Raw genomic sequence first — 23846 nt, 5'->3', positions numbered from 1 at the left:
AGGGGTCTGCGCTGTGGATGAAAACACATGCCAAGCAAGGTTTTTTGTTAACCGCGTTGTAAATGCCGCAATGCCGCCGTCATGGGAATCGATCTAAATTCTGTAGACCTTTGAATAATCGTGAATATAAGTATCACCATTAGCATTCTGACACGGTGCACATCCGTACGTTGAGGGAAGAAACATCATGAGACTGAAATCCACCCGGCAGGTTCTTTTCGCGAGTGCCGCGCTTCTTACGCTTTCGGCGCCGGCTTTTGCGCTGGATGGCGGTGATGTGCTGAAGAAGATCAATGCAGCTTATGCCGCACAGGGCGGTGAAATCGCCGCCGGCTCCGTCGCCGTCAACGGCGACACGGTGACGCTGAACGGCGTGACCTTCAACGCGGCCGCCGATCCGGCCAAAAAGATCCCGGTTGGCAATATCACGCTTGAAGGCGTCGAGGAAAACAACGGCGGTTACAAGATCAAGAACGCCCGCTTCGACAACATCGACTACAAGCAGGAAAAGGTAGAAATCAAGGCGAGCGACATTTACATGTCCGGTCTCGTCATCCCGGCCGATGCGACCACGGGCAATGTCGATGCGCTGATGTTCTATGACGAAGCCCATAGCGGCCCGATCTCCGTTTCCGTCGACGGCAAGCCGGCTTTCTCGCTTGAGGAAACCAGCGCAACGATGTCCGTCAGCGATGACAAGAGCTCGATCGGTTTCGAACTCGACGCATCCGGCTTCAAGGCCGATCTCAGCGAAGTCACCGATCCGGCGACCAAGGATGCCATTGAAAAGCTGAAGCTGCAGGCGCTTTCCGGCGACATGACCATGAGCGGCAGCTGGGAAGTCGCTTCCGGCACTGTTGATGTCGAGGAATACGCCATCGACCTCGATGACGTCGGTCGCCTCAACATGTCGTTCGGTTTCTCCGGCTACACGCTCGCCTTCATCAAGTCGATGCAGGAGACGGTGAAGGCACAGGCGGCAAACCCGAACAAGGAACAGGCGGACCAGGCGGCAAGCCTTGCCATGCTCGGCCTGATGCAGCAGCTGTCCTTCGTCAACGCCGAAATCAGCTTCGAAGATGCCAGCATCACCAAGCGCGCCATCGACTATGCGGCAAGCCAGCAGGGCATGACGGGCGACCAGCTTGCCCAGACCATCAAGGGCATGGCGCCCATCATGATGGCCTCGCTCAACGTTCCGGAATTGCAGAACATGGTGTCGACGGCCATCAACGCCTATATCGACAACCCGAAGAACTTCTCGATCACGGCCGAGCCGGAAAAGGCAGGGCGAAGCGGTCGATCATATGGGCGCTCGCCTCATTGACGCCGATCACTTCGACCCGCTTGCCGACCTTACGGAACTTCAGGACCACCTTGTCCAGCGCGCCAACCGCCGAAATATCCCACAGATGCGCCTGCGTGACGTCGATCGTCACCGCCTCCACCTCTTCGGCAAAATCGAAGGCGGCGATAAAGTTTTCCGTCGAAGCGAAGAAAATCTGGCCGTCGACGCGATAAATCCGCTCCCGGCCATCGGCTGAAAGCTCCGGCCGGACGTGGAAAAGCTTTGAAACCTTGCCCGCGAAAAATACGCCGGAGAGAAGGACGCCGGCCAGCACGCCTTTTGCAAGATCATGCGTTGCGAGCACCGTGCCGACCGTCGCCAGCATGACAATGCTTGATGATGGCGGGTTTCGGGTGAGATCGAGGATGGAACGCCACGAGAAGGTGCCGATGGAGACCATGATCATGACAGCCACCAGCGCTGCCATGGGAATGATACGTACGAGATCATCCAGCACCAGAATGAGGAACAGCAGGAAAGCACCGGCCACGAATGTGGAGAGCCGGCCGCGGCCGCCGGAGCGGACATTGATGACGGACTGGCCGATCATGGCGCATCCACCCATGCCGCCTATAAGAGCCGACGCGATGTTGCTGGTCCCCTGCCCGATGCATTCCTGGCTTTTGTTGCTGCCCGTATCCGTCATGTCGTCGACGATCTGGGCCGTCAGCAGCGATTCCAGCAGGCCGACAGCAGCCAGTGCAATCGAATAGGGAAAGATGATCTGCAGCGTCTCGAAGGTCAGCGGCACCTGCGGCAGGGCAAAGATCGGCAGCGTCGAGGGCAACTCGCCGAGATCGCCGACCGTGTGGATGTCCATGCCAGAGAAAACCGCCACGCAGGTCAGGGCGACGATGGCGACCAGCGGTGATGGGATGATCTTCGTCACCAGCGGAAAGAGATAGATTATCGCAAGACCGGCTGCGATCATGACATAGGTTTCTACCGGCACGCCGATCAGTTCGGGCAACTGCGCCATGAAGATGAGGATCGCCAGTGCGTTGACGAAACCGGTCATCACCGAGCGCGACACAAAGCGCATCACCCGGCCGAGTTTCGCAAAACCCGCCGCAATTTGCAGCACGCCCATGAGGATGGTGGCGGCAAAGAGATATTGCAGCCCATGTTCCTTGACGAGCGTGACCATCAAGACCGCCGTTGCGGCGGTGGCCGCGGAAATCATGCCCGGTCGCCCGCCGGTGAAGGCGGAAACGCAGGCGATGGCGAAGGAGGCGAACAGCCCCACTTTCGGATCGACACCGGCAATGACGGAAAAGCCGATGGCTTCGGGAATGAGGGCGAGTGCCACGACGATGCCGGAAAGCACATCGCCGCGAATATTGGAAAACCACTCACGTCTGTAAGTCTGAAATCTGTTCATCTGATTTTTTCGCAAAGAATGACGCACCGGCCGGAGCCGTGTCCGGTAGATTAAAAAGGAATGTCGGTGCTTTGCGTTGTCTGGCGGATCGGCGGCCAGAAGAGCCACCCGGGATTTCACCGGGTCCGTGGTGAGTAATCCACCTATAAACAGCAAAAAAGCGGGCCGCAAGTTAAGCAGCCCGCTTTTCAGACCATGCGGTCTCGCGTCAGGTGCGGCTGGAGAACTCGCTGTTCGCGGCGGTGCCGGCTCCAGACCAATCGACTTTGCGCGTCGCAAACATGGTTGCAGCGATGGCGATAAACGATATGACCGCGCCCGCCAGCAGCGCATATTCGTCTTCGTTCAGAACCAGATACATCACACCGTAGGCCACCGCCAGAACACTGAAAAGTGCAAGACCGTTCCTGCGACTACGGGTGGCACTGCCAAGATAAAAGGCAATCAGGGCCGCCGTGGAAAAGGAGGCAGCGGCATAGGCAACGGTGAAACCCGTATGTTCGGCTAATGCGAGCAGCAGCACATAGAAGACGATGAGCGCCAGACCCGTCAGCACATATTGTATCCAGTGCACAACGCTGCCGCCCTTGAGTTCCACAATGAAGACGGCGAGGAAGACAAGCGAGATGAAGCCGATGGAATATTTCAGTGTCCGGGCGATGACCTGGTAGAACTTCACCGGTTCCACGAGATTGATCGTCATCAGGCTGTTGGAGAGCGGCAGTCGCGGACCCTCCACCACGCGATCTATTCCCCTTGCGAGATAGGGAATCGTCCAGCTGGCGTTGAAATCCGCAGCCGTGACTGTTTTGACCTCCGGCAGGAACAAACCTTCAAAACCGGGATGCGGCCAGTCGGCTTTTGCCGTAAAGCTCGTTGTCTGGCCGGCCGGCGCAACTGCGAAACTGCCAGAACCATTCAGCGAAAATGCGATATCGAAATCAAAGCCACTCTCGATGAGGTTCCTGTCGATCGGCCTGTGCACACCCGCATCTGATCTTATGGAGTTATTTTCAAGGGCGCGGCTTGCGATAACGGACATATCGCGCATGCCGGGATCGAAGGGCAAAACTGCGCCGCCGTTTATGCGAACCCCGGCGCTCGATCTTATGCCGGTAATATCCCCTATGCTGAGGACGAGGATGGCATTGTCGAGACGCGGTGTGCCGGCAAAACGGGCGAGATCTTGCAGGACGCCCTGTCCGAAGCGGCCCTTGAGCACGAGAGCACCGTTATAGACAGGCAAGCTGTAGATCGAGAGCTTCTTTTCCTCGGTCTTGAGGTCGGCCGTCGCCTGCAGCGTTTCCGGCATGGCCAGCGCCCACTCTGTCGTGCGGTCCACAATGGTTCGGCCATCGACCTCGCGGCGGCGATCGACATCGAAGGGTACGGCGAGATAGGGGCCGTTCACAACCTGATCGCCGCCCCACCCGTTCGCGATCCGGGCGGAAACCTCCCTCGCCCGCGAGGCGCGCTCTTCCGTCAGCCCCCAGACGAGCATGAGCGGAACGAGCAGAACCAACGAAATGAAACCTATCATCAGAAACTTCGCGCCGGGTGAACGCAGGCTGGCAGCAAAATTGCCGCGCGGCATGGCTGAAGCAAGCGGCCCGACCGCCGGCGCCGGGTCTTTGTCCGTCTCGTGTACCATTCGGAAATCCTCTTAAATATGATCGCGCCAGAACCGGAAAAAGATTGGCTGGCGCCGTCCCGGATTAAAATCGAGTTGCTTTGCGTGCCCAAGCGGACACAGGAGCTATACTGGAATGGGATTTCGGCTGATTATTCGCGGAATTCTGCAAATCTCGCGGTAAAACTGTGGCGATGCCGGGATGAGCATTCGTGGCTATAAGCCACAGACCAGCAGTAGCGATTGCGGAGCTAGAGTTTCAGACGCTCGCGGAAAAACACCAGTGCAACAACGACGCCGACTGCCACACCGACGATGACGTCGACAAACCGGACAAAACCGGCGATCTGCGGCCCCATCAGCAGGACGAGCATGGCCGAAGCGCCAGCCTGTATCGGGACGACGGCAGGCAGGCCGAACAGGGTCGCGAGGATCATGGCGATGAAGGTTGCAGAGGCCAGCCGGATTTCAGCGAAATCATGCGGAACGAGAAGCGCGACCTCCCCGACAAGAATGCCGATGGTGACGCCGACCATCAGCCCAAGCCCCTGACGCACATGGCTTGGAATGCCGGGAGACAGGCAGATCAGCGCACTGATCGCGGCAAAGACGGGTTGCGGATGGCCGAGCCACCGATGCGCGACCCAGAACGCAAAAGCGGCCGCAAGCGCGGCCGCCAATGCACGGGTGAAGGCTGCGCGAACACGGTCGAGCAGCGTCTTCAACATGATCAGTCCTTCTTGGACGGAACGACGCGCAACGCCAGTTCGCGAAGCTGCGTCGGCGTTGCCGGCGACGGCGCATTCATCAGAAGGTCCTGCGCCTGCTGGTTCATCGGGAACAGCGTGATTTCGCGCAGGTTCTTGGCGCCGACCAGAAGCATGACCACACGGTCGATGCCGAAGGCGCAACCGCCATGCGGAGGCGCGCCATACTGGAAGGCGCGGTAGAGACCGCCGAAGCGCTCTTCCACATCGCTTTGCGAGAGGCCGACCTTCTCGAAAGCCTTGACCATCAGCTCGGGGGACTGGTTACGGATCGAACCGGAAGCGATTTCGAAACCGTTGCAGACCGCGTCATACTGGAAGGCCTTGATGGAGAGCGGATCCTGCCCTTCCAGCGCTTCCATGCCACCCTGCGGCATGGAGAATGGGTTGTGGGCGAAATCGATCTTCTTTTCTTCGTCGTTGTATTCGAAGAAGGGGAAATCGACGATCCAGCACATTTCGAAACGGTCGCGGTCAATCAGGTTCAGCTCGTCGGCGGCACGGGTGCGCGCCTCGCCGGCAAACTTGTAGAACTTGGCGGGATCGCCCGCGACGAAGAAGCAGGCGTCGCCCGCCTCAAGGCCAAGCTGCTGGCGCAGCGCCTCGGTGCGTTCCTCGCCGATGTTCTTGGCAAGCGGACCGGAGCCGGCAACCTTGCCTTCTTCTTCCTTCCAGAAGATGTAGCCGAGGCCCGGCTGGCCCTGGCTCTGCGCCCAGGCGTTCATGCGATCGCAGAATGCACGCGACCCACCGGTCTTGGCCGGGATAGCCCAAACCTGCACCTTGGGGTTGGAGGCGATCATGTTGGCGAAAACCTTGAAGCCCGAGCCATCGAAATGTTCGGTCACGGCTTCCATGACAATCGGGTTGCGCAGGTCCGGCTTGTCGGAGCCGTATTTACGGATCGATTCGTCATAGGGAATGCGCGGCCATTCTTTCGTCACCGGCTTGCCTTCGGCAAACTGTTCGAAAACGGCCGTCATCATGGGCTCCATCGTGGTCCAGACGTCTTCCTGGGTCACGAAGCTCATTTCGACGTCGAGCTGGTAGAATTCGCCCGGCAGACGGTCTGCACGCGGGTCTTCATCGCGGAAGCATGGAGCGATCTGGAAGTAGCGGTCGAAACCGGCCACCATCAGAAGCTGCTTGTACTGCTGCGGGGCCTGCGGCAGCGCGAAGAACTGGCCTTCGTGGATGCGCGAGGGAACGAGGAAGTCGCGCGCGCCTTCCGGCGAGGATGCGGTGAGGATCGGCGTCGTATATTCGGCAAAGCCCAGATCGCCCATACCCTTGCGCATGGAGGAGATGATCTGCGTGCGCTTGACGATGTTCTTGTGCAGGGTTTCGCGGCGCAGGTCGAGGAAGCGATACTTCAGGCGAACATCTTCGGGATATTCAGGCTCACCGAAGACCGGCAGCGGCAGTTCCTTGGCAACGCCCAGAACCTCGATCTCCTGCGCATAAAGCTCGATCTCACCAGTGGCCATGCCCTTGTTGATGGTGTCCTCGGACCGCGCCTTGACGAGACCGTCAATGCGGATCACCCATTCACCGCGCACCGTCTCGGCAACCTTGAAGGCCGGGCTATCGGGGTCGGCCACGACCTGGGTAATGCCGTAGTGGTCGCGAAGGTCGATAAAGAGAACGCCGCCATGATCTCGCACGCGATGAACCCAACCGGAAAGGCGAACGGTTTCGCCGACGTCGGACTTGCGGAGAGCGGCACAGGTGTGGCTGCGGTAACGATGCATTTTAATATCCTGGAGCGTGTCGTGGGCCAGATGGGCGGCACTGTCGAAATTTGCCGGAAAAGCGCATGACCAGCCCGATTTGTCAAGGCAAAGCACAACAATGTCGCGTTCAGCCTGTCCTTTCGCGCACCTTCGCTTTAGATAGTGCTTATTCAGCCCGCCAAACCGAGTCGGCCCGCAATGAGCCAGATCAGACCTCTTATCCCGCTTCTCGTTACCGCCGGCATTCTGATTGGCGGCAACGGTCTGCAGGGAACCTATATCGCGCTGCGGGGCCTTTCCGAAGGGTTTTCGGCCAGCACCATCGGCCTCATCAGCGCCGCCTACAGCATCGGATTCGCGCTCGGCTGCATTTCGGTGACGCGCCTTCTGCGCAAGATTGGCCATATCCGCACCTTCGCCACCATGGCGGCGGTCGCATCGGCCGCCTCGATCGCCATGCCGCTTGTTCTTCATCCCTTGTTCTGGATGTTGATGCGCTTCGTCATCGGTATTGCGGTCGCCTGTCTTTTCGCCGCGATCGAAAGCTGGATCAATGCGCAGGTGACGAATTCCAACCGTGCGCGCACGCTGTCCATCTATCGTTTCGTTGATCTCGGTTCCGTAACGCTCGCCCAATATATCATTCCCGTCGCCGGCATTGACGGGCCCGTGGTGTTTTCGCTGATCGCCATGGCACTGACGCTGTCGCTGGTGCCGATCTCGATTGCCGACAAATCCAACCCCACGCCGCCGAAGCAGATTCCCTTCAATCTGTTCGCGGTCTGGCGCATCTCGCCGCTTGCCGTCGTCGGTTGCGTGGCCGTCGGTCTCAGCATGGCGGCGTTTCGCAATATGGGGCCGATCTATGCCGAACAGATCGGAATGTCCGTCACCGCCATCGCCACCTTCATGAGTGCCGGCATCATCGGCGGCGTGGTGCTGCAATATCCGCTCGGCGTCTACTCCGACCGCTACGACCGGCGCATCATCATTCTCGCCACCACCGCCGGCTCGGTCGTGGTCGGTCTGTTTCTCGCCTTCTTCGCCGGCACCGACGAGTGGAGCAACATCATCGGCGTCTTCGTCTTTGGCGCCTTTGCTCTGCCGCTCTATTCGCTGAGTTCCGCGCACGGCAACGATCACGCCAGGGAAGGCGAACATGCGATGATGTCCGCCGGGCTGCTGTTTTTCTGGTCGGTCGGCGCGACGGTCGGACCGCTGCTCGCTTCGCTGCTGATTGACCAGTTCGGCCCGAAGGCACTGTTCAGCTATACGGCCGCGATCCAGATCGTTTTCATCGCCTACACGCTGTACCGGCTCCAAGTGCGCGAAGGTGTTCCCGTCGAGGAGAGGAACTGGCGGTTCCGTTCGCTATTGCGCACATCCGCCTATTTCCAGAAGCTCGCCGCCCCCACCCCGCCCCAAAAGGCCGACCACCCCAAAAAAGATGAACCGGAGCCCGATCCGCCCGAGAAAAACGATCCTTGAGGCCGGAAAAGCGGGCTTTGTATTGACATGCGCCCGGCAAAGGGAAAGTAAGACGGATAATTTTCACGAGTGGCCATTTGCAATGATTGAAACGACTGCCGCCCTCGCCGAAGCCTGCACGGAACTGGCGAAATCGGAATTCATTACCATCGACACCGAATTTTTGCGGGAAACAACCTTCTGGCCGGAACTGTGCCTCGTACAGATGGCGAGCCCGACGCTCGAAGTACTGGTTGATCCGCTGGCCAAGGGTATCGATCTTACGCCGATGTTCGAACTGATGGCCAATCCAAACGTCGTGAAGGTTTTCCACGCCGCACGGCAGGACATCGAAATCATCTATCATCTCGGCGGGCTCATTCCCCATCCGATCTTCGACACGCAGGTCGCCGCCATGGTGTGCGGTTTCGGCGATTCGATCTCCTACGACCAGCTGGTCCAGAAGATCAAGAATGTGCAGATCGACAAATCCTCGCGTTTCACCGACTGGAGCCGCCGTCCTCTCACCGAAAAGCAGCTGGATTACGCGCTGGCCGACGTGACGCATCTGCGCGATGTCTATCTGGCGCTGAAGGCGCAGCTGGAGCGCGAAGGCCGCTCCCTGTGGCTGACCGAAGAGATGAACATTCTGGAATCGCGCGACACCTATGACATGCATCCCGATGATGCGTGGCTGCGGCTGAAATCGCGCCTGCGCAAGCCGACGGAACTCGCCATCCTCAAATTCGTCGCCGCCTGGCGCGAACGTGAAGCGCGGTCGCGCAACGTGCCACGCTCCCGCGTGCTGAAGGATGATGGGATCTTCGAAATCGCCCAGCAGCAGCCGAAGGACGCCGAGGCGCTGTCGCGGCTTCGCACCATCCCGAAGGGCTGGGAACGGTCCGCCTCCGGCACCGCCATCATCGAAACGGTGAATGCGGCGCTGGCGCTGCCGAAAGAAGAGATGCCGAAGGCACCCCGCCACAGCCACGCACCGGAAGGTTCCGGCGCTGCCGTGGAACTTTTGAAGGTTCTCCTGAAGCTGACGGCAGACAAGCACGGCGTCGCGGCCAAGGTCATCGCCAACAGCGACGATCTGGACAAGATCGCGTCCGAAGGTGAAAACGCGACCGTTGCGGCGTTGACCGGCTGGCGGCGCGAGCTGTTCGGCGATGTGGCGCTGAAACTCATCAATGGCGAAGTGGCCCTGCGTTTCGCCGGCAAGAAGGTCGAGGCCGTGGAAGTTGAGGCGGCAGCGAGCGAGTCGTAACCGCCCGCCTTTCTCACCCCAATTTTGCCCGCATCGCGTCCCATTTCTCTACCGATGGTCACGCGATTTGAGGGTCTTGCCATGAAAACTGCCCGCACTTTGCTGCTCGCCGTGCTTCTCGCGGCGGCAGGCATTCTCCCCTCTCTTCCAGCCCGGGCCGCCGAGGACAAGGTCGATCTGCAGGGTGAATGGACGACCGAGTGCCTGAAGATCGGCAAAAACGACCGCCACGGCATCATCACGCGCATCACCATTCGCGATAGCCGCATACATGCGGTGTCGCAGATTTATGCCAGCAACGGCTGCCAGCGGCCGACGGTGCAGGTGCGTTACGAGGGCACGCTGGATGGCGGCCTGAAAGATCAGAACAGCCTGCTCTTTGCCCACACCGTCACCTCGATCACCATGACCCCGAATGATGGCGATGTCGTCGAACACTATAATCGCGATCCGAAAGGCATGGGCTGTGGCCTGAGCGACTGGAAAGAGAATATTGCCCTCGACGTCGATGGCCGAACCTGCGCCGCCATCACCTTTGCCCGCAAAGGGGAAACCCTGTTCGACCGCGCCTGGATCGATGGCAACAAGCTTCGTTTTGCCGCCTTCCCGGTCAAATGGTCGAACCACACGCCGGACGACCGGCCACAATCCCCGCTTGAAACCGTCTATTACAGAACATCCTATTAGAAGTAGCGCCTCATCGGCAGGCGTTTGCGGCAACCGCGCAACAGCCTTACCAATCCTTCATGCAACCTTACCGATTGCTCACTTTTTGCGGCGCTTTTTCCACACTAATGTCGCATATCATCTGAACAGAAGCTTTGCCCGAAGGGAGCGCCGGCTTCCCTTTTCGAGATCAGAGCTGACATGAGAAAATTGCTGCCCATTCTGGATTACGTGGTGCTCTTCGTTGCCGTGGCCGGCGCCGGGGTGGCCTACGCCTTTCTGGAATATGGCGGCGGCGCGTTGATCGGCGCGACCTATGCGCTTTTCGCCTGCGCACCGATTCTCGCCTTTGAGCGCGGTTACATCTTGCCCGGCCTGTCGCGGCAGGTGAGCGCCTTGCCGACTCCGGCCTATATCGCCGTCGGCCTCATCATCTATGCCATTCTCGTCTTCTGCGGCTTCGGGCTCGGTGGCACGATCCTGTGGCTCAGCGGGATATTTCCCGGCACCTGGAAACGGGCGGTGCATGCCGAAGTGCAGACGCTGATCTTTACGCTCATCGTCTGCGGCATCATCGTCTTCATCATGCGCGTGCGGGAGCTTCTCGGTCGCGATATCTTCATCGACCTCATTCTTGGGCGCTATCGCCGCCCGGTCAGCGAAGACCGCGTCTTCATCTTCATCGATCTCGTCGGCTCCACCTCCTTCGCCGAAACCCATGGCGATCTGAAGGCCCAGGAATTCCTCGGCGAAATCTTTGCCAGCTATGCCGCACCAGTGAGACGGCATGGAGGCGTCATCGATGATTACATTGGCGATGCCGCCATCATCACCTGGCCCTATCACATGGCGATCCGGCGGGCGGCCTGCGTGCGCTGCGTGTTCGACATCCAGGCGACCATGGAGGAAAAACGCGACATGTGGCTCTCCCGCTTCGGCGAAGTGCCACGCCTGCGTTTCGCCATCCATGGCGGGCCGGTCATCACGGCAGAAATCGGTGTCGATCACCACAAGATCACCTATTTCGGCGATACGGTGAACACGACATCCCGGCTCGAATCGCTGAGCAAGATGCTCGGCCATCCGGTGCTGATTTCCGCCGATCTCGCCCACCAGCTGGTGCTTCCGAAGGGCGTACGCAGCGAATATCTCGGCGAACATGCGGTGAAAGGCCGTGGCCAGACGCTCGGCGTCTGCACGCTCAGCCAATATCAGGCTCCTGCCGCATAAGGCTTATCGGCGCCCGGAGGCTATTTGCGGGCGACGGCCGTCACAAAATTTCATCAAAGCTTCAAACGGCAATCACCTGCCTGTCATGCGGCGACCCTATCGCGTCAATCCTGTCTTCAACAGGTATTGAGAGGGGTCTCCACATGAAGCACATTCTTTTTGCGTCCTGCGCCATCCTTGCGTTCGCCTCCATCTCGCACGCGGCCGAACAGGAATTCCCTGCAAAGCTGGTCTCCCACGCCATCCTGCCGGCGAACACCATCATCCCGGCGCCCACTGACGCGCCTGGACACCTCAAGACCTCCGCCAAGTTCACCACCGCCGACCGCAAGCGCGCGGAAGGTCTCGGCACCGTGCCGGGCAAGGATGGCGTGCGACTGACCGGTCTTTCCATGCCGTTTAACGGCCAGCCGATGCAGGGTTTCTCCGGCATCAAGGCGATGCCCGACGGCAGCTTCTGGAGCCTTTCCGACAATGGCTTCGGTTCCAAGCTCAATTCCAGCGACGCCATGCTGATGCTTCACCACCTGAAGTTCGACTGGGACGCCGGCAAGGTCAACGCGCTGGAAACCGTGTTCCTTTCCGATCCCGACATGAAAGCGCCCTTCCCCATCGTTCTCGAAGGGTCGAGCAAGCGTTATCTGACCGGTGCGGATTTCGACGTGGAATCCATTCAGCCGGTTGCCGATGGTTTCTGGGTGGGCGAGGAATTCGGCCCCTATATCCTGAAATTCACCCGCGACGGCAAGCTGACCGATGCCATCTCCACCAAGGCCGGCGACATCGAGGTGAAGTCTCCCGATCATCCCACGCTCGCCCTGCCCGGCAACCCGACGCAGAAAATGCCGGCCTTCAACCTGAAACGATCTGGCGGTTATGAGGGCATGGCGCTCTCCAAGGATGGCTCGAAGCTTTACGGCCTTCTGGAAGGCCCGCTTTACATGGCCGATGGACAGGTGGAGAAGACCGAAGACGGCGCGACCGCGCTGCGCATCATCGAACTCGACACCGCCAAGAAAGAATGGACCGGCCGCACCTGGCTCTACCCGCTGGCGCAGGGCGGCGAAGCCATCGGCGACTTCAACATGCTTGATGACAGCACCGCACTGGTCATCGAACGCGACAACGGCGCCGGCACCGCCGACAAGGCCTGCGCCGACCCGAAGAAGCCGGAAGCAAACTGCTTTGCCTTGCCCGCCAAGGTGAAGCGCATCTACAAGATCGAATTTAATGACGCCAAAGTCGGCAAGGCCGCCCGCAAGATCGGCTATATCGATCTTCTGAAAATCTCCGATCCCGACAACAAGAAGCGTCAGGGCGGCGGCAATGGTTATTACGACATGCCTTTCGTCACCATCGAGAATGTCGACCGTGTCGATGCCACGCATATCATCGTCGGCAACGACAACAACCTGCCCTTCTCGGCCGGCCGCGCGCTGGATAAGGCTGACGACAACGAATTCGTCCTGCTCGAGGTCAAGGATCTGCTGGACGCGAAGTAAGACCAAGGCTGCTGCCAATCGCTTTGGCAGCCGCGAATGATCCCCACGGAGCGCCCCGCAGACCAATATCTGCATGGCGCTCCGTTCCGATTCTCCAGAGCCAGGGCAATTCCGGTGAACACCGGTTCAACTCCATTGCTCTCACTCTTTGTTTTTATGCGTTTCCGGACACAAGACCGAGCACAGTTTTGCCGGAAATGCTTTAACCGAAACATGCTTGCGGAAAAGAAGACATTTCATGCAGGACCATGCAGAGAGACTTTATTACGCCCTAAAGAAAAGCTGGTCGGGTGAGACCAGCAACCTTTGGTCGCGTGAAAACCCCTCCAAGGGGCAAGGCAGCGTTACCGCGCTGGTGGTCCAGGACATCTTCGGCGGCGAGCTTGCCAAAACCGCTGTCAGCGGTGCCGAGCATTTCTACAATATCGTCGAGGGCACCCGTTGGGATTTTACCTTCGCGCAATTCGATATTCCGGTCGGTTATCAGGACCGGCTCGCCAGCCGTACGGAAGCCATGGCGACGATAACGCCGCTGCAATATGCCTATCTCAGCGCCTGCATCCGCAAGGCGTTGGGGCATGGGTGAGCCTTTTGCACGGCAGTGCCGGCCGTGCGCGTTTGTCAGGCGATTTCAGGCATGCGGTCAGGCATCCCGCCTCATCCACAACCGCGATTTCTATCTTTCCGCAAAGCGGTCACAATCAATGCGATAATCCTCGCCGGCGCAATGGATGCTCCAACAGGAGAGACGTTGATGAGTGAGAGTTGCCCGGTATTGACGCCGGCGGAACGGCAAATTCAGGATATACTGGAACGCAAGGAAGCGGCGATGATGGCCACCATTCACGTAGCGCTTGAGCGTGCCAGCAAAGAGGTTAATGACGCATTCCAGGCCGTTGATTCAGATATGCAGCCACCGCCTCACGACTATTTTGCCGCTGTCGCACATCAGCAGTTCTTTCTGATGTTATGTGGGGCCGATCCGAAAACCTTCGAGGGCGGAGACCCCGAAATCGCTGGTCATATCATTCGGAACGCTCAGAACATAACTGAGCATTACTGGAAGAAAAAGGATTCGGCGGCCAATATCACCGATGAGTGACATTCATCGATGACGAGAAGATGCTGCATGAGGAAACCCACCTGATCCGCACTTGAAAAAAAGCTTGTTACGACCGGACTGCTTTGCCACCTCACGTCACAGGCTCTTCATCATCCCCGGTTAAGCAAGCGCAAAACCGGAGACTGGAATGGACTCGACCGTACAGATCAAGCGCCCGAAACTCGCAGAGACCGTCATTGATGCGACTGCGAGCATAAGAGATTCGAACATTGGCAGATGCTGCGAGGTCCTGGCTGACACCTCGCTGCACAATGTTGAACTTGGGAATTACTCCTATCTCGGGTCGCGCTGCATGGTGGGTGATGCGATAATCGGAAAGTTCTGCGCCATTGCTGCGGAGGTCAGGATAGGCGCTCCGAACCACCCGATGGACCGGCCATCCACGCATCGTTTCAGCTACTGCCCGGAATATTACGCTGCCGATGCGGTGCGCGACGACGCCTTCTTCGCCCAGCGAAAGCAGGATCGCGCCATCATCGGTCACGATGTCTGGATCGGCCACAGGGTCATCGTCTTGCCGGGTGTAACGGTTGGAGACGGCGCGGTTCTTGCCGCCGGTGCCGTTGTCACCAAAGATGTGCCGCCCTACACCATCGTCGGCGGCGTTCCCGCAAAAATCATTCGCGAGCGCTTTTCACGATCCATCGCGGAGAAGCTTGCCGCCATCGCCTGGTGGGACTGGCCATTCGAGACGATCATGGCGCGGCTTGCCGACTTCCAGTCAGGCGATATCGAAGCCTTTTGCGAGCGCTGGTCGTAGCCAGCGCCGCAAAACAGGGCATTGCCGTTCGTTACTCAAACACAAACGCCAGCCGCTTGCCCGTCAGCTTCGCCAGCTGTTGCAAACGGCCATCCAGCCGCTCGCCGGCGAAATCGCAATAATCATGCGGCACCACGAATTCCAGATCTATATCGGGGTTGTCGGATTTGCGGAATTTCAGGTGGTCAACGACACCAGGCATCGAGGCCGAGAAGAGGTAAACGACGCGCAGCAAGCCGCCCAGCAGCTTGCCGAGTTCCTGCAGACGGTCGCCCGCCATGGCGGCGAGCGGTTCCGTCGTACCGTTATCGTTCAGGCCTTCGAAGCGATAATAATTGGCAAGCGCAATATAGGCACGGCCGGGATGGGTGATCGCCACGAAAGACGAATGGGCGATGATGTTGAGCGCCTGCAACCCACGATAATCGGGATGGGCGCGCCAGCTGATATCGGCCAGCAGGCAGGCCGCCTGCCTGTAGCGGCTTTCTTCTTCCGTCTCGTCGATACCGAAGACAGGAAAGGTGCGACCGCTCCAATCCGCCAGTTCGCGCGCATGTTCGGGCGAACGGGCGCGCAAAATGGCAAGCTCATCCGCCGCGACCAGCAGCGGATCGGATTCGCGCTCGGCTTCCGTCAGCAGCGAATAAAGATACCCTTCACGCACGCCCTGCGCGGAGAAGGCAATCTTGGCCGGCTTCATCGCTCTCAGAACTTCCCGCATGGCGATGGCGCCAAATGGCAGGAGCGAACGGCGGTTCTTGGAGACCGCCTGCCAGGCCGGGTCCTTGCTATCCCGGGAGACGATGACCTCCTCGAGAAAATTCAGCATTTCTTCCAGCGGCAATTCATACCCCTGCATCATATGCAGTGGATAGCCTGAAATCTCCATATGCAGCTTGGCGATGTTTCGCCATGTACCACCGACCGCATAAAAGGTGCGCCCCTCGCCCGCCGCCAGAAGCTTCGCGAAGGATTTGACGTGTTTTCTGGCGATCGTGGCCGCCTTTTCCAGCGAACCGTCCGATTGTTCCGATAGCCGAAGGCCACCGAGCGGCAGGGTGATGCCCTCGCCGCAGCTCTTGTCCTTGATGTCGATGAGTTCGAGTGAACCGCCGCCAAGGTCGCCGGCGATGCCATCGGGTTGATAAAAACCGCTGATCACGCCATAGGCCGAATAAAGCGCTTCCTTCTCGCCTGACAGCACCTCGATCTCGCAGCCGAGAATGGCTTCGGCCTCGCGGATGAAATCCGGGCCGTTTTCCGCCTCACGCGCCGCCGCCGTGGCAAGCACATAAAGCTTCTGCGCCTGCGCCTGTTCGGAAAGCACATGAAAGCGCCTCAGCGCCATCAGAGCGCGGCTGACGCCTTCCTCATGCATGCGGCCCGTCAATGCCAGTCCCTTGCCAAGGCCGCACAGGACCTTTTCGTTGAACAGCACCGCGGGCGCGCGGGAAAGACCTTCATATACGACAAGACGAACGGAGTTCGAACCAATATCTATGACGGAAACGGGGGCAAGGCCGGTCAGCCGCCCCTGTGCTTCTGATCGAGTCATTCAGCCTGTTTCTTGCGGGACGAAATCAACCCGGCAATCAATTTGGGCGCACTGGATTTCAAGGCTTCACCACGTCCGGAAAGGCTGGGATTGGTCATGAAATAGTGCTGCGCGTTGAACGGTTCTTCGCCTTTACGCACCTCGATGCGCCTCGACGTTCCGTCCGCAAGTATCTCGTAGCTCTGCTGGTTGTCAATGAGATTGCCAAGCATAATCTGTGAAAGAACCTGCTCATGCACGGTGGGATTGGTGAGCGGCACCAGCGTTTCCACGCGCCGATCAAGGTTGCGCGGCATCATGTCGGCAGAGCCGATATAGACCAGAGCCTTGTCGGATGGCAGGCCGAAACCATTGCCGAAGCAGAAGATACGGCTGTGTTCCAGGAAGCGGCCGACGATGGATTTGACGCGGATATTATCCGACAGTCCCGCCACCTGCGGGCGCAGGCAGCAGATACCGCGGATCACCAGATCGATCTCAACGCCCGCCGCACTGGCACGGTAAAGCGTATCGATGATTTCAGGGTCGACCAGCGAATTCATCTTCATCCAGATCGCCGCCGGCGCACCGCGCTTGGCGTGCTCGATCTCTTCGTTGATGTGCTTCACGATGCGGGCGCGCAGCGTGTAAGGCGAAATGGCGAGCTTCATGCCCTCTTCCGGTTCGCCGTAACCCGTGATGAAGTTGAAGATATTCGCCATGTCATGGGCGATCTTCGGGTTGCAGGTGAAGAAGGACAGGTCGGTATAAATCTTCGCCGTGATTGGGTGATAGTTACCGGTGCCGAGGTGGCAATAGGTTCTGAGCTTGCCGTCTTCGCGGCGCACCACCATCGACATCTTGGCATGGGTCTTGAGTTCGATGAAGCCGAACACGACCTGCACACCGGCGCGCTCCAGATCGCGCGCCCAGCGGATGTTCGCCTCTTCGTCGAAACGCGCCTTCAACTCGACAAGCGCGGTCACGGATTTGCCGGCTTCCGCCGCGTCGATCAGCGCACGAACGATCGGGCTGTCGTTGGAGGTGCGGTAAAGCGTCTGCTTGATGGCAAGCACTTCGGGATCGCGCGCAGCCTGCAACAGGAACTGCACAACCACGTCGAAGCTTTCATAGGGGTGATGAACCACCATGTCCTTTTCGCGGATGGCAGCGAGGCAATCGCCGGCATGTTCGCGTACGCGCTCCGGGAAACGGGCGTTGTAAGGCTCGAATTTCAGGTCGTCGCGCGGCGCACGCACGATTTCCGAGATGGTGTTGAGCGCGAGCAAACCGGGCAGAACGGCAACGCGATTATCAGGCACGCCAAGCTCATGCACCACGAACTGGCGCAGCGACGGCGGCATTTCGCTATCGGTCTCGATGCGGATGACCGAACCGCGGCGGCGGCGCTTCAGCGCGCTTTCGAAAAAGCGAACCAGATCTTCCGCCTCTTCCTCCACCTCGATATCGCTGTCTCTGATGATGCGGAACGTGCCGAATCCCCGAACGGTATAGCCCGGATAAAGCCGGTGAATGAACAGGCCGACCACATCTTCCAGCGTGATGTAACGGATGGCGTTTTTTTCATCCGGCAAACGAACGAAGCGGTCGAGCGCCGTGGGGAGACGCAACAGCGCCGTCATCGGCTCGCGGCCGTTGACGCTGTCGAGCTGCAGGCCCATCGAGAAACCGAGGTTCGGAATGAAGGGGAACGGGTGCGCAGGGTCGATGGACAGCGGCGTCAGCACCGGGAAAATGCGTTCCTCGAATTCGGTACCCAGCCAGGTACGATCCGCTTCGGAAAGTGCGGCAGGCCGCACGATGAAGATTTCTTCCTTGGCGAGATATTGCTGCAGGACGGCAAGCGAGGCCTGCTGCTCCATCTGCAGATTGTCGATTTCCTTTAGAATATCTTCCAACTGCTCGGCCGGGGTCTTGCCGTCGGGCGTCCTGACGGTGATCTTCTGGCGCACCTGGCCTTCGAGACCGGCGACGCGGACCATGAAGAATTCATCAAGATTGGCGGCCGAGATGGACAGGAAGCGCAGCCGTTCCAGAAGCGGGTGATCCGTGTTCAGCGTTTCCTCGAGAACACGGCGGTTGAACTGCAGCCAGGAGAATTCGCGGTTGATGAAACGCGCCGGGCTGTCCCAGAGGTTCTCGACCTCAGCCACCGGCTGCACCTTGTTGAAGTCTTCCTGCGCGATAGCGTCCATGCCCTGTTCCGTCCCCTGACCGATTGCCGTCCCGTGATCCTGCTGCATCGCGTGATCGTCCTTCTTGCCCGTATAACAGTTTGACGACGGAACTGTGACAGTCAATCGATGTCCGAACCGTCGCCCGCCGCCGCCTTGTCCATTGCGTTGAGGACTTCCGCCACCAGCGGGCGGGTGATCCTCGTGGCGCGCGAAAGCGCCAGATGGTCGATCTGCTCCACGATTGTCTGCGCCGTGTCGAGCGAACGCTCCATCCTGTTGACGATGTAGCCTATGAGTTTGTCATCCATATAAAGCTGCCGGTCGGCAAAGAGTTTTACCAGCACCTGCGCCAGCAGCCCCTCGTCCGGCTCACCTGTTTCCACCACGGTGACGGCTTTCAGGCGCGAACGCAGGTCCGGCAGCGTCACCGGCCATGCGGCGGGCCATTGCCGGCTGGTCATCAAAAGCGTCGTGCCATGCTGGCGCACGCTGTTGATGACATGGAAAAGTTCCGTATCGTCAAAACCCCGCCGGTCGGCATCCTCGAAAAGAACCGGTCCCGTTTCAGCCGCACGCGCGGCATCCGCGCCCGCCTCCGGGTGAATGTCGCGGGCATCGCTGATGTTTTTCCAGATATTGGCGAGATGGGATTTTCCCGAACCCGGTGGCCCGGCCAGCACCACGACGGGCGACGGCCAGTTCGGCCATTCATCGACGAGGCTGACGGCAGCCGCAAGCGAGGCGGAAACGAGGAGATCCTCCCTGCCGGAAGCGGACTGGTGCGAAAATGCGAGCGGCAGCTGCTCGGCCTTCGACCGGGCGTTGTCGGTTTTGATTTGGTCAGTCATCGTCAGCTCTGAGAGTCAATCTTACCAGCGGACGCTTCCCGTTCTTCCAGGGCAGGGTTGGCGTCCCAGGGAAGATTGGCGGCGTGCCCATGGTAAAGATCGCTTTCAAGATACCGCGACAATGCAAAGCGGACAAGCACGCCGACCGCAGCGGCAGCGGGAACCGCGACCAGAAGGCCGACGAAACCGAAAAGCGCACCGAAAGCGAAGAGCGCGAACATCAGCCAGACCGGATGCAGGCCGACGCTTTTGCCGACAAGCTTCGGTTGCAGGATGTTGCCTTCGATGAACTGGCCGGAAAAGAACACGACGAGCGTCAGGAAGACATAGATATAGTCCGGCCAGAACTGCACGATGGCGACGCCGACCGCGAGGATGAGGCCGACCATGGAGCCGATATAGGGAATGAAGCTGATGAGGCCGGAGAAAAGGCCGATCAGCAGACCGAAATTCAGGCCCACCAACGACAGGCCGACGGCATAATAAACCCCGAGAATGAGGCAGAGCGACCCCTGCCCGCGCACGAAGCCGGCAATCGTCTTGTCCATGTCGCGAGCAATCTGGCGGACGGTATGCACGTAGTCACGCGGGATCCAGCTGTCGACCTTGTCGATCATCCGGTCCCAGTCGAGCAGCAGATAAAAGGCGACGACGGGCGTGACGACCAGAAGCGACAGGACATCGACCAGCGATTTGCCGGAATTCCATATCTGCGTCAAAAGCGTGCCGATGAAACCAGCGCCCTCGGTCAGGAGCTTTGAAAAATTCTCCTTTACCGAGTTGATCTGGCCGCTCACCCAATCCGGCAGAAGATTGGTATCTGCACCGGCGATCAGCTGCTGCAACGAAGAGATATATTGCGGGATGCGTGTGATGAATTCCGATGCCTGGGCGACGATCAGCGGAATGATGATGATGAGCGACAGCGCAAAGATCAGCACGAAGGAAACGAGGATGACGACGGTCGCCATCAACCGGCTCAAACCCCGCCGCTCCAGCCAGTCGGCCACCGGATCGAGAAAATAGGCAAGCGCCATGCCCGCCACGAAAGGCAGCAGAATGGAGCTGAAAACCATCAGGAAGAGGACAAAGACGGCAAGCACGCCAATCCAGAAAAACACCTGTCGGCGCAGACTCGTGCCGCTCACATGGGGTTGCATTCGTTCATCCTTCTGTCGCCGATGCCGTCATCGCCCATCATGGAGATAGGATGCGCATATGCATATGGTCAAGACTGCAGCATCAAAGCCATGGACGACTTGTCGATTGAAAGACGCCACGGGGCCGCTGCGGCCTGCCCCGCCACAGGCTCAGCCATGGCGACGCCCGGTCACCGCCGATGCCAAAGCCGTTAAAAACCGGAGCTTTTGCCACGCAAACCCTTGCATCAGGCCCCGTCCCGTGCGAATGGCGACGCCAAAGGAACCAGCGGAGACGAGAGCCATGAGCCAGTCGGGCAAGAACGGTCTTACCTATAGCGATGCGGGTGTGGATATCGACGCCGGCAACCTGATGGTCGAGAAGATCAAACCGGCGGTGCGCTCCACGCGGCGTCCCGGCGCGGATGGCGAAATCGGCGGCTTCGGCGGCCTGTTCGATCTGAAGGCCGCAGGTTTCACCGATCCGGTTCTGGTCGCCGCCAATGACGGCGTCGGCACCAAGCTGAAGATCGCCATCGACGCTGACTATCACGACACCGTCGGCATCGACCTCGTCGCCATGTGCGTCAACGATCTCGTCGTCCAGGGCGCAGAGCCGCTATTCTTCCTCGATTATTTCGCCACCGGTAAGCTCGATCCCGATCAGGGTGCTGCCATCGTTTCCGGCATCGCCGCCGGTTGCCGCGAATCCGGCTGTGCGCTGATCGGCGGCGAAACCGCTGAAATGCCCGGCATGTATTCCGATGGCGACTACGATCTCGCCGGCTTTGCCGTGGGCGCGGCCGAACGCGGCCAGCTTCTGCCGGCCGGCGATATTGCCGAAGGCGACGTCATTCTCGGCCTCTCCTCCTCCGGCGTGCACTCCAACGGATTTTCGCTGGTGCGCAAGATCGTATCGCTCTCCGGTCTGGAATGGAGCGCTCCCGCACCCTTTGCCGATGGCAAGAAGCTCGGCGAAGCGCTGCTGACCCCGACCCGCATCTATGTGAAGCCGCTTCTGAAGGCGATCCGCGAGACCGGCGCGCTGAAGGCGCTGGCACATATTACCGGCGGCGGTTTTCCTGAGAATATTCCGCGCGTTCTGCCCAAGCATCTCGCCGCCGAGATCGATCTTGCAGCCATCAAGGTTCCGGCCGTCTTCTCTTGGCTCGCCAAGACCGGCGGCGTCGAAGCCCATGAAATGCTACGCACCTTCAATTGCGGCGTCGGCATGATCGTCGTCGTTTCGGCTGAAAATGCCACCAAGGTCACCGAGGCGCTCACGGCGGAAGGCGAGACCGTCTTCCCGCTCGGCCGCATGGTCGCCCGCGAAGACGGCGCGCACGGCACGATCTACAAGGGCACTCTCGGCCTATGATGAGCGCCGCCTTGTCGTCCGGTCGCAAGCGTGTCGTCGTTTTCATCTCCGGCGGCGGCTCCAACATGGTGTCGCTGGCCAAGGCCTGTCAGGCGAAGGATTTTCCGGCCGAAATCGCCTGCGTGATCTCGGATAAGGCGTCCGCGGGCGGGCTGGAAAAAGCCCGTGACCTCGGCATTCCGACGCTGGTGTTCGAACGCAAAACCTATGCAAGCAAGGCCGAACATGAAGGCGCCATTCTGGCCGCCCTTGGCGAGATCGCGCCTGATATCATCTGCCTTGCCGGGTACATGCGGCTGATATCGGGGGATTTCATCGCCCCCTATGAAGGCCGGATCATCAATATCCACCCTTCTCTGCTGCCGCTTTTCCCCGGTCTTCACACCCATCAGCGCGCCATCGACAGCGGCATGAAGATTTCCGGCTGCACCGTGCATTTCGTCACCGAAGGCATGGATGAAGGCCCGACCATCGCTCAAGGGGCGGTGCCGGTGCTTTCCGGCGATACGGCCGAGACGCTTGCGGCACGCATCCTCACCGTCGAGCACCAGCTTTACCCGCTTACGTTGAAGCGGCTTGCCGAAGGCAAGGTTCGGATGGAAGACGGCAAAGCCGTCTCCACGGACAATGAAAGTAAATCAGAGTATTCAAGCCTGATTTCCGCTTTCTGATAGAGTTACTTCTAAAGTACAAAAATAAATCAGAAGTGGTGTTTTTCGGGAAAATAAACCGATCATTTACCATAATCACTCTTAATGCCCGCAACGGCCCCTATTTCAGGCCCTCCGGTCATTCAGGAGCGATCATGCGATTTTCGAGATTTTCCCTGCCGCTTTCTGCGGCTCTGCTGATGGGCACCTGCCTGCCGGTCATGGCCGAGCCAGGCGGCCTCACAGCCTCGCTGGATGCCGGTGTTCTCAATCTCCGTGCGACGGAAACCGTTCATCTGGGCGGACGCAAGGTGAGCGAACTCGAATGGGAAACCAGGAACGCCATGGCGCTGCGCGGCTCCCTCGGACTTGAGCTCGCGCCCGGTTGGCGCGTCAAGGCGGAAGGCCGCGTCGGCTTCGAAGGCGACGGCTATATGACCGATTATGACTGGATATGGCCGTTTTCAAGAGATAGCTCCAAGGAGAATTGGAGCAGCCGCTCTCAGCACGACGATACGCGGCTCGACCATTATTTTTCGGGAAGCCTCGAACTCAATCGCATGTTGCTGGACGATCCCCAGCAATATCTGAGCGCCGGTGTGGGTTTCCGTTACACGGATGTGCAATGGTCTGCCTATGGCGGCAAAGGGGTCTATAGTCTTTTCTCACCACGGGATCTGAGTGTAAGATTCAATGATGATGTCAAAGGCATCACCTACCGTCAGCAAATCCCGGTTTTCTACGGCAATTTGGCCGGCGGCCAGAGGTTCGGTAACTGGTCACTGAATGCCGGCCTCGAAGGCGGCGCGATGGTCTATGGCAAGGCAACGGACGACCATCATCTGCGCGACATGCGCTTCACCGACAAATTCGATGTCGCCGGCATGTTCGGGGTGAAGGCAGGCGTTGCCTATGACCTGACCCAGAACGCTTCAATCTACGTCGATGGCGCCTATGAATATACCAGCCTGGGGCGCGGAGATACCCATTACAGCGGCGCAGGTGCGGAAAATCTCGCCTCGGAAAAAAATGCCGGCGGCGGTGACCTCCAGTCGATTTTCGTGGGAATGGGCGTCAAGGGACGGTTTTGATCAGACAGTGTCGCTCATCCCAAGAACGCACTTGACCAAAGCTGCCTCAACCCTATCCTCACATAAATATGGGCAAAAATTACGACGAAGAGGTTGCGGTGCATTATGTGAAAGCAATTGATCTGCGGGCA

The 23846-nt window shown here is 59.2% G+C and carries 20 protein-coding genes and 1 other annotated feature; of the genes, 12 read left to right on the top strand and 8 right to left on the bottom strand.

Going from position 1 to position 23846, the window contains the following annotated elements:
* Positions 1-187 precede the first annotated feature (187 nt).
* Positions 188-1327 (top strand): hypothetical protein, encoded by a 1140-nt coding sequence (locus GSF67_RS04365; RefSeq protein ID WP_050813481.1) that lies wholly within the window; start codon positions 188-190, stop codon positions 1325-1327.
* On the opposite strand, the gene GSF67_RS04360 is transcribed toward GSF67_RS04365, so the two are convergent.
* From GSF67_RS04360 to aspS, 4 genes are all read right to left on the bottom strand, one after another.
* Positions 1266-2729 carry a SulP family inorganic anion transporter gene (locus tag GSF67_RS04360; RefSeq protein WP_006312843.1) on the bottom strand — a complete coding sequence of 488 codons (1464 nt, stop codon included), beginning with the start codon at positions 2727-2729 and terminating at the stop codon, positions 1266-1268. The genes GSF67_RS04365 and GSF67_RS04360 overlap by 62 nt on opposite strands.
* A gap of 74 nt (positions 2730-2803) precedes the next feature.
* Positions 2804-2859, bottom strand: a sequence feature (sul1 is cis-regulatory element that is thought to sense ions involved in sulfur or methionine metabolism; They are found in Alphaproteobacteria).
* Positions 2860-2937: 78 nt separating this feature from the next.
* A complete protein-coding gene (creD, locus tag GSF67_RS04355) occupies positions 2938-4380 on the bottom strand; it encodes a cell envelope integrity protein CreD (RefSeq protein WP_006312844.1) in 1443 nt (480 codons plus the stop codon).
* 230 nt (positions 4381-4610) lie between these two features.
* The gene (locus GSF67_RS04350; protein WP_006312845.1) at positions 4611-5087 is read right to left on the bottom strand and encodes an FUSC family protein; all 477 of its coding nucleotides are present in this window, start codon (positions 5085-5087) and stop codon (positions 4611-4613) included.
* A 2-nt stretch (positions 5088-5089) separates the two neighbouring features.
* Positions 5090-6877: an aspartate--tRNA ligase gene (gene aspS, locus GSF67_RS04345; RefSeq protein WP_003512477.1), complete on the bottom strand. Its 1788-nt coding sequence runs from the start codon at positions 6875-6877 to the stop codon at positions 5090-5092.
* Between the two features lie 180 nt (positions 6878-7057).
* Here aspS and GSF67_RS04340 point away from each other — a divergent pair, with 180 nt between their 5' ends.
* The 8 genes from GSF67_RS04340 (at position 7058) to GSF67_RS04305 (ending at position 14877) form a co-directional block, all read left to right on the top strand.
* On the top strand, positions 7058-8347 hold the full coding sequence (locus GSF67_RS04340) for an MFS transporter (protein WP_006312847.1): 1290 nt from the start codon (positions 7058-7060) through the stop codon (positions 8345-8347).
* Between the two features lie 82 nt (positions 8348-8429).
* Entirely contained in the window at positions 8430-9596 is a 1167-nt protein-coding gene (rnd, locus tag GSF67_RS04335) for a ribonuclease D (protein WP_006312848.1), read from the top strand.
* An 81-nt stretch (positions 9597-9677) separates the two neighbouring features.
* A complete protein-coding gene (locus GSF67_RS04330) occupies positions 9678-10283 on the top strand; it encodes a hypothetical protein (protein ID WP_006312849.1) in 606 nt (201 codons plus the stop codon).
* 180 nt (positions 10284-10463) lie between these two features.
* A complete protein-coding gene (locus GSF67_RS04325; RefSeq protein WP_006312850.1) occupies positions 10464-11492 on the top strand; it encodes an adenylate/guanylate cyclase domain-containing protein in 1029 nt (342 codons plus the stop codon).
* 143 nt (positions 11493-11635) lie between these two features.
* Complete coding sequence (locus tag GSF67_RS04320) at positions 11636-12994, top strand: esterase-like activity of phytase family protein (RefSeq protein ID WP_006312851.1); 1359 nt, start codon at positions 11636-11638, stop codon at positions 12992-12994.
* Positions 12995-13232: 238 nt separating this feature from the next.
* Positions 13233-13580, top strand: coding sequence for a hypothetical protein (locus GSF67_RS04315; protein WP_006312852.1), 348 nt, complete (start codon positions 13233-13235; stop codon positions 13578-13580).
* A 168-nt stretch (positions 13581-13748) separates the two neighbouring features.
* On the top strand, positions 13749-14096 hold the full coding sequence (locus tag GSF67_RS04310) for a hypothetical protein (protein WP_006312853.1): 348 nt from the start codon (positions 13749-13751) through the stop codon (positions 14094-14096).
* A gap of 148 nt (positions 14097-14244) precedes the next feature.
* Positions 14245-14877: a DapH/DapD/GlmU-related protein gene (locus GSF67_RS04305; protein WP_006312854.1), complete on the top strand. Its 633-nt coding sequence runs from the start codon at positions 14245-14247 to the stop codon at positions 14875-14877.
* Between the two features lie 31 nt (positions 14878-14908).
* Here GSF67_RS04305 and ppx read toward each other — a convergent pair whose 3' ends face one another.
* The 4 genes from ppx to GSF67_RS04285 are packed head-to-tail and all read right to left on the bottom strand — an operon-like array spanning position 14909 to position 20617.
* The gene (gene ppx / locus GSF67_RS04300; protein ID WP_006312855.1) at positions 14909-16432 is read right to left on the bottom strand and encodes an exopolyphosphatase; all 1524 of its coding nucleotides are present in this window, start codon (positions 16430-16432) and stop codon (positions 14909-14911) included.
* The gene (locus GSF67_RS04295) at positions 16429-18732 is read right to left on the bottom strand and encodes an RNA degradosome polyphosphate kinase (RefSeq protein ID WP_371814441.1); all 2304 of its coding nucleotides are present in this window, start codon (positions 18730-18732) and stop codon (positions 16429-16431) included. The genes ppx and GSF67_RS04295 overlap by 4 nt, the downstream gene beginning before the upstream one ends.
* Positions 18729-19457 (bottom strand): DnaA regulatory inactivator HdaA, encoded by a 729-nt coding sequence (gene hdaA / locus GSF67_RS04290; RefSeq protein WP_006312857.1) that lies wholly within the window; start codon positions 19455-19457, stop codon positions 18729-18731. The genes GSF67_RS04295 and hdaA overlap by 4 nt, the downstream gene beginning before the upstream one ends.
* Positions 19458-19459: 2 nt before the next feature.
* Positions 19460-20617 carry an AI-2E family transporter gene (locus tag GSF67_RS04285; RefSeq protein WP_006312858.1) on the bottom strand — a complete coding sequence of 386 codons (1158 nt, stop codon included), beginning with the start codon at positions 20615-20617 and terminating at the stop codon, positions 19460-19462.
* Positions 20618-20900: 283 nt separating this feature from the next.
* On the opposite strand from GSF67_RS04285, the gene purM reads away from it, so the two are divergent.
* The 3 genes from purM to GSF67_RS04270 all read left to right on the top strand — a co-directional run bounded on the left by purM (position 20901) and on the right by GSF67_RS04270 (position 23715).
* A complete protein-coding gene (gene purM, locus GSF67_RS04280) occupies positions 20901-21974 on the top strand; it encodes a phosphoribosylformylglycinamidine cyclo-ligase (RefSeq protein WP_006312859.1) in 1074 nt (357 codons plus the stop codon).
* Entirely contained in the window at positions 21971-22645 is a 675-nt protein-coding gene (purN, locus tag GSF67_RS04275) for a phosphoribosylglycinamide formyltransferase (RefSeq protein ID WP_006312861.1), read from the top strand. The genes purM and purN overlap by 4 nt, the downstream gene beginning before the upstream one ends.
* A gap of 134 nt (positions 22646-22779) precedes the next feature.
* A complete protein-coding gene (locus GSF67_RS04270) occupies positions 22780-23715 on the top strand; it encodes an omptin family outer membrane protease (RefSeq protein ID WP_035215220.1) in 936 nt (311 codons plus the stop codon).
* Positions 23716-23846: the final 131 nt, after the last annotated feature.

Source organism: Agrobacterium sp. CGMCC 11546 (genome assembly GCF_013365515.1).
GTDB classification, from domain to species: domain Bacteria; phylum Pseudomonadota; class Alphaproteobacteria; order Rhizobiales; family Rhizobiaceae; genus Agrobacterium; species Agrobacterium fabrum.
The sequence above is the reverse complement of the archived record's forward strand: the minus strand, read 5'-3'. Positions and strand labels throughout refer to the sequence as shown.

What these genes read in the sequence shown, in the direction of transcription:
- purM (WP_006312859.1), top strand. Translation starts at nt 20,901, where the DNA reads ATGAGCCAGTCGGGCAAGAACGGTCTTACCTATAGCGATGCGGGTGTG.
- GSF67_RS04365 (WP_050813481.1), top strand. Translation starts at nt 188, where the DNA reads ATGAGACTGAAATCCACCCGGCAGGTTCTTTTCGCGAGTGCCGCGCTT.
- ppx (WP_006312855.1), bottom strand. Translation starts at nt 16,432, where the DNA reads ATGACTCGATCAGAAGCACAGGGGCGGCTGACCGGCCTTGCCCCCGTT.
- GSF67_RS04330 (WP_006312849.1), top strand. Translation starts at nt 9,678, where the DNA reads ATGAAAACTGCCCGCACTTTGCTGCTCGCCGTGCTTCTCGCGGCGGCA.
- rnd (WP_006312848.1), top strand. Translation starts at nt 8,430, where the DNA reads ATGATTGAAACGACTGCCGCCCTCGCCGAAGCCTGCACGGAACTGGCG.
- GSF67_RS04340 (WP_006312847.1), top strand. Translation starts at nt 7,058, where the DNA reads ATGAGCCAGATCAGACCTCTTATCCCGCTTCTCGTTACCGCCGGCATT.
- GSF67_RS04310 (WP_006312853.1), top strand. Translation starts at nt 13,749, where the DNA reads ATGAGTGAGAGTTGCCCGGTATTGACGCCGGCGGAACGGCAAATTCAG.
- GSF67_RS04360 (WP_006312843.1), bottom strand. Translation starts at nt 2,729, where the DNA reads ATGAACAGATTTCAGACTTACAGACGTGAGTGGTTTTCCAATATTCGC.
- creD (WP_006312844.1), bottom strand. Translation starts at nt 4,380, where the DNA reads ATGGTACACGAGACGGACAAAGACCCGGCGCCGGCGGTCGGGCCGCTT.
- GSF67_RS04270 (WP_035215220.1), top strand. Translation starts at nt 22,780, where the DNA reads ATGCGATTTTCGAGATTTTCCCTGCCGCTTTCTGCGGCTCTGCTGATG.
- GSF67_RS04320 (WP_006312851.1), top strand. Translation starts at nt 11,636, where the DNA reads ATGAAGCACATTCTTTTTGCGTCCTGCGCCATCCTTGCGTTCGCCTCC.
- GSF67_RS04285 (WP_006312858.1), bottom strand. Translation starts at nt 20,617, where the DNA reads ATGCAACCCCATGTGAGCGGCACGAGTCTGCGCCGACAGGTGTTTTTC.
- GSF67_RS04350 (WP_006312845.1), bottom strand. Translation starts at nt 5,087, where the DNA reads ATGTTGAAGACGCTGCTCGACCGTGTTCGCGCAGCCTTCACCCGTGCA.
- hdaA (WP_006312857.1), bottom strand. Translation starts at nt 19,457, where the DNA reads ATGACTGACCAAATCAAAACCGACAACGCCCGGTCGAAGGCCGAGCAG.
- aspS (WP_003512477.1), bottom strand. Translation starts at nt 6,877, where the DNA reads ATGCATCGTTACCGCAGCCACACCTGTGCCGCTCTCCGCAAGTCCGAC.
- GSF67_RS04325 (WP_006312850.1), top strand. Translation starts at nt 10,464, where the DNA reads ATGAGAAAATTGCTGCCCATTCTGGATTACGTGGTGCTCTTCGTTGCC.
- GSF67_RS04315 (WP_006312852.1), top strand. Translation starts at nt 13,233, where the DNA reads ATGCAGGACCATGCAGAGAGACTTTATTACGCCCTAAAGAAAAGCTGG.
- GSF67_RS04305 (WP_006312854.1), top strand. Translation starts at nt 14,245, where the DNA reads ATGGACTCGACCGTACAGATCAAGCGCCCGAAACTCGCAGAGACCGTC.
- purN (WP_006312861.1), top strand. Translation starts at nt 21,971, where the DNA reads ATGATGAGCGCCGCCTTGTCGTCCGGTCGCAAGCGTGTCGTCGTTTTC.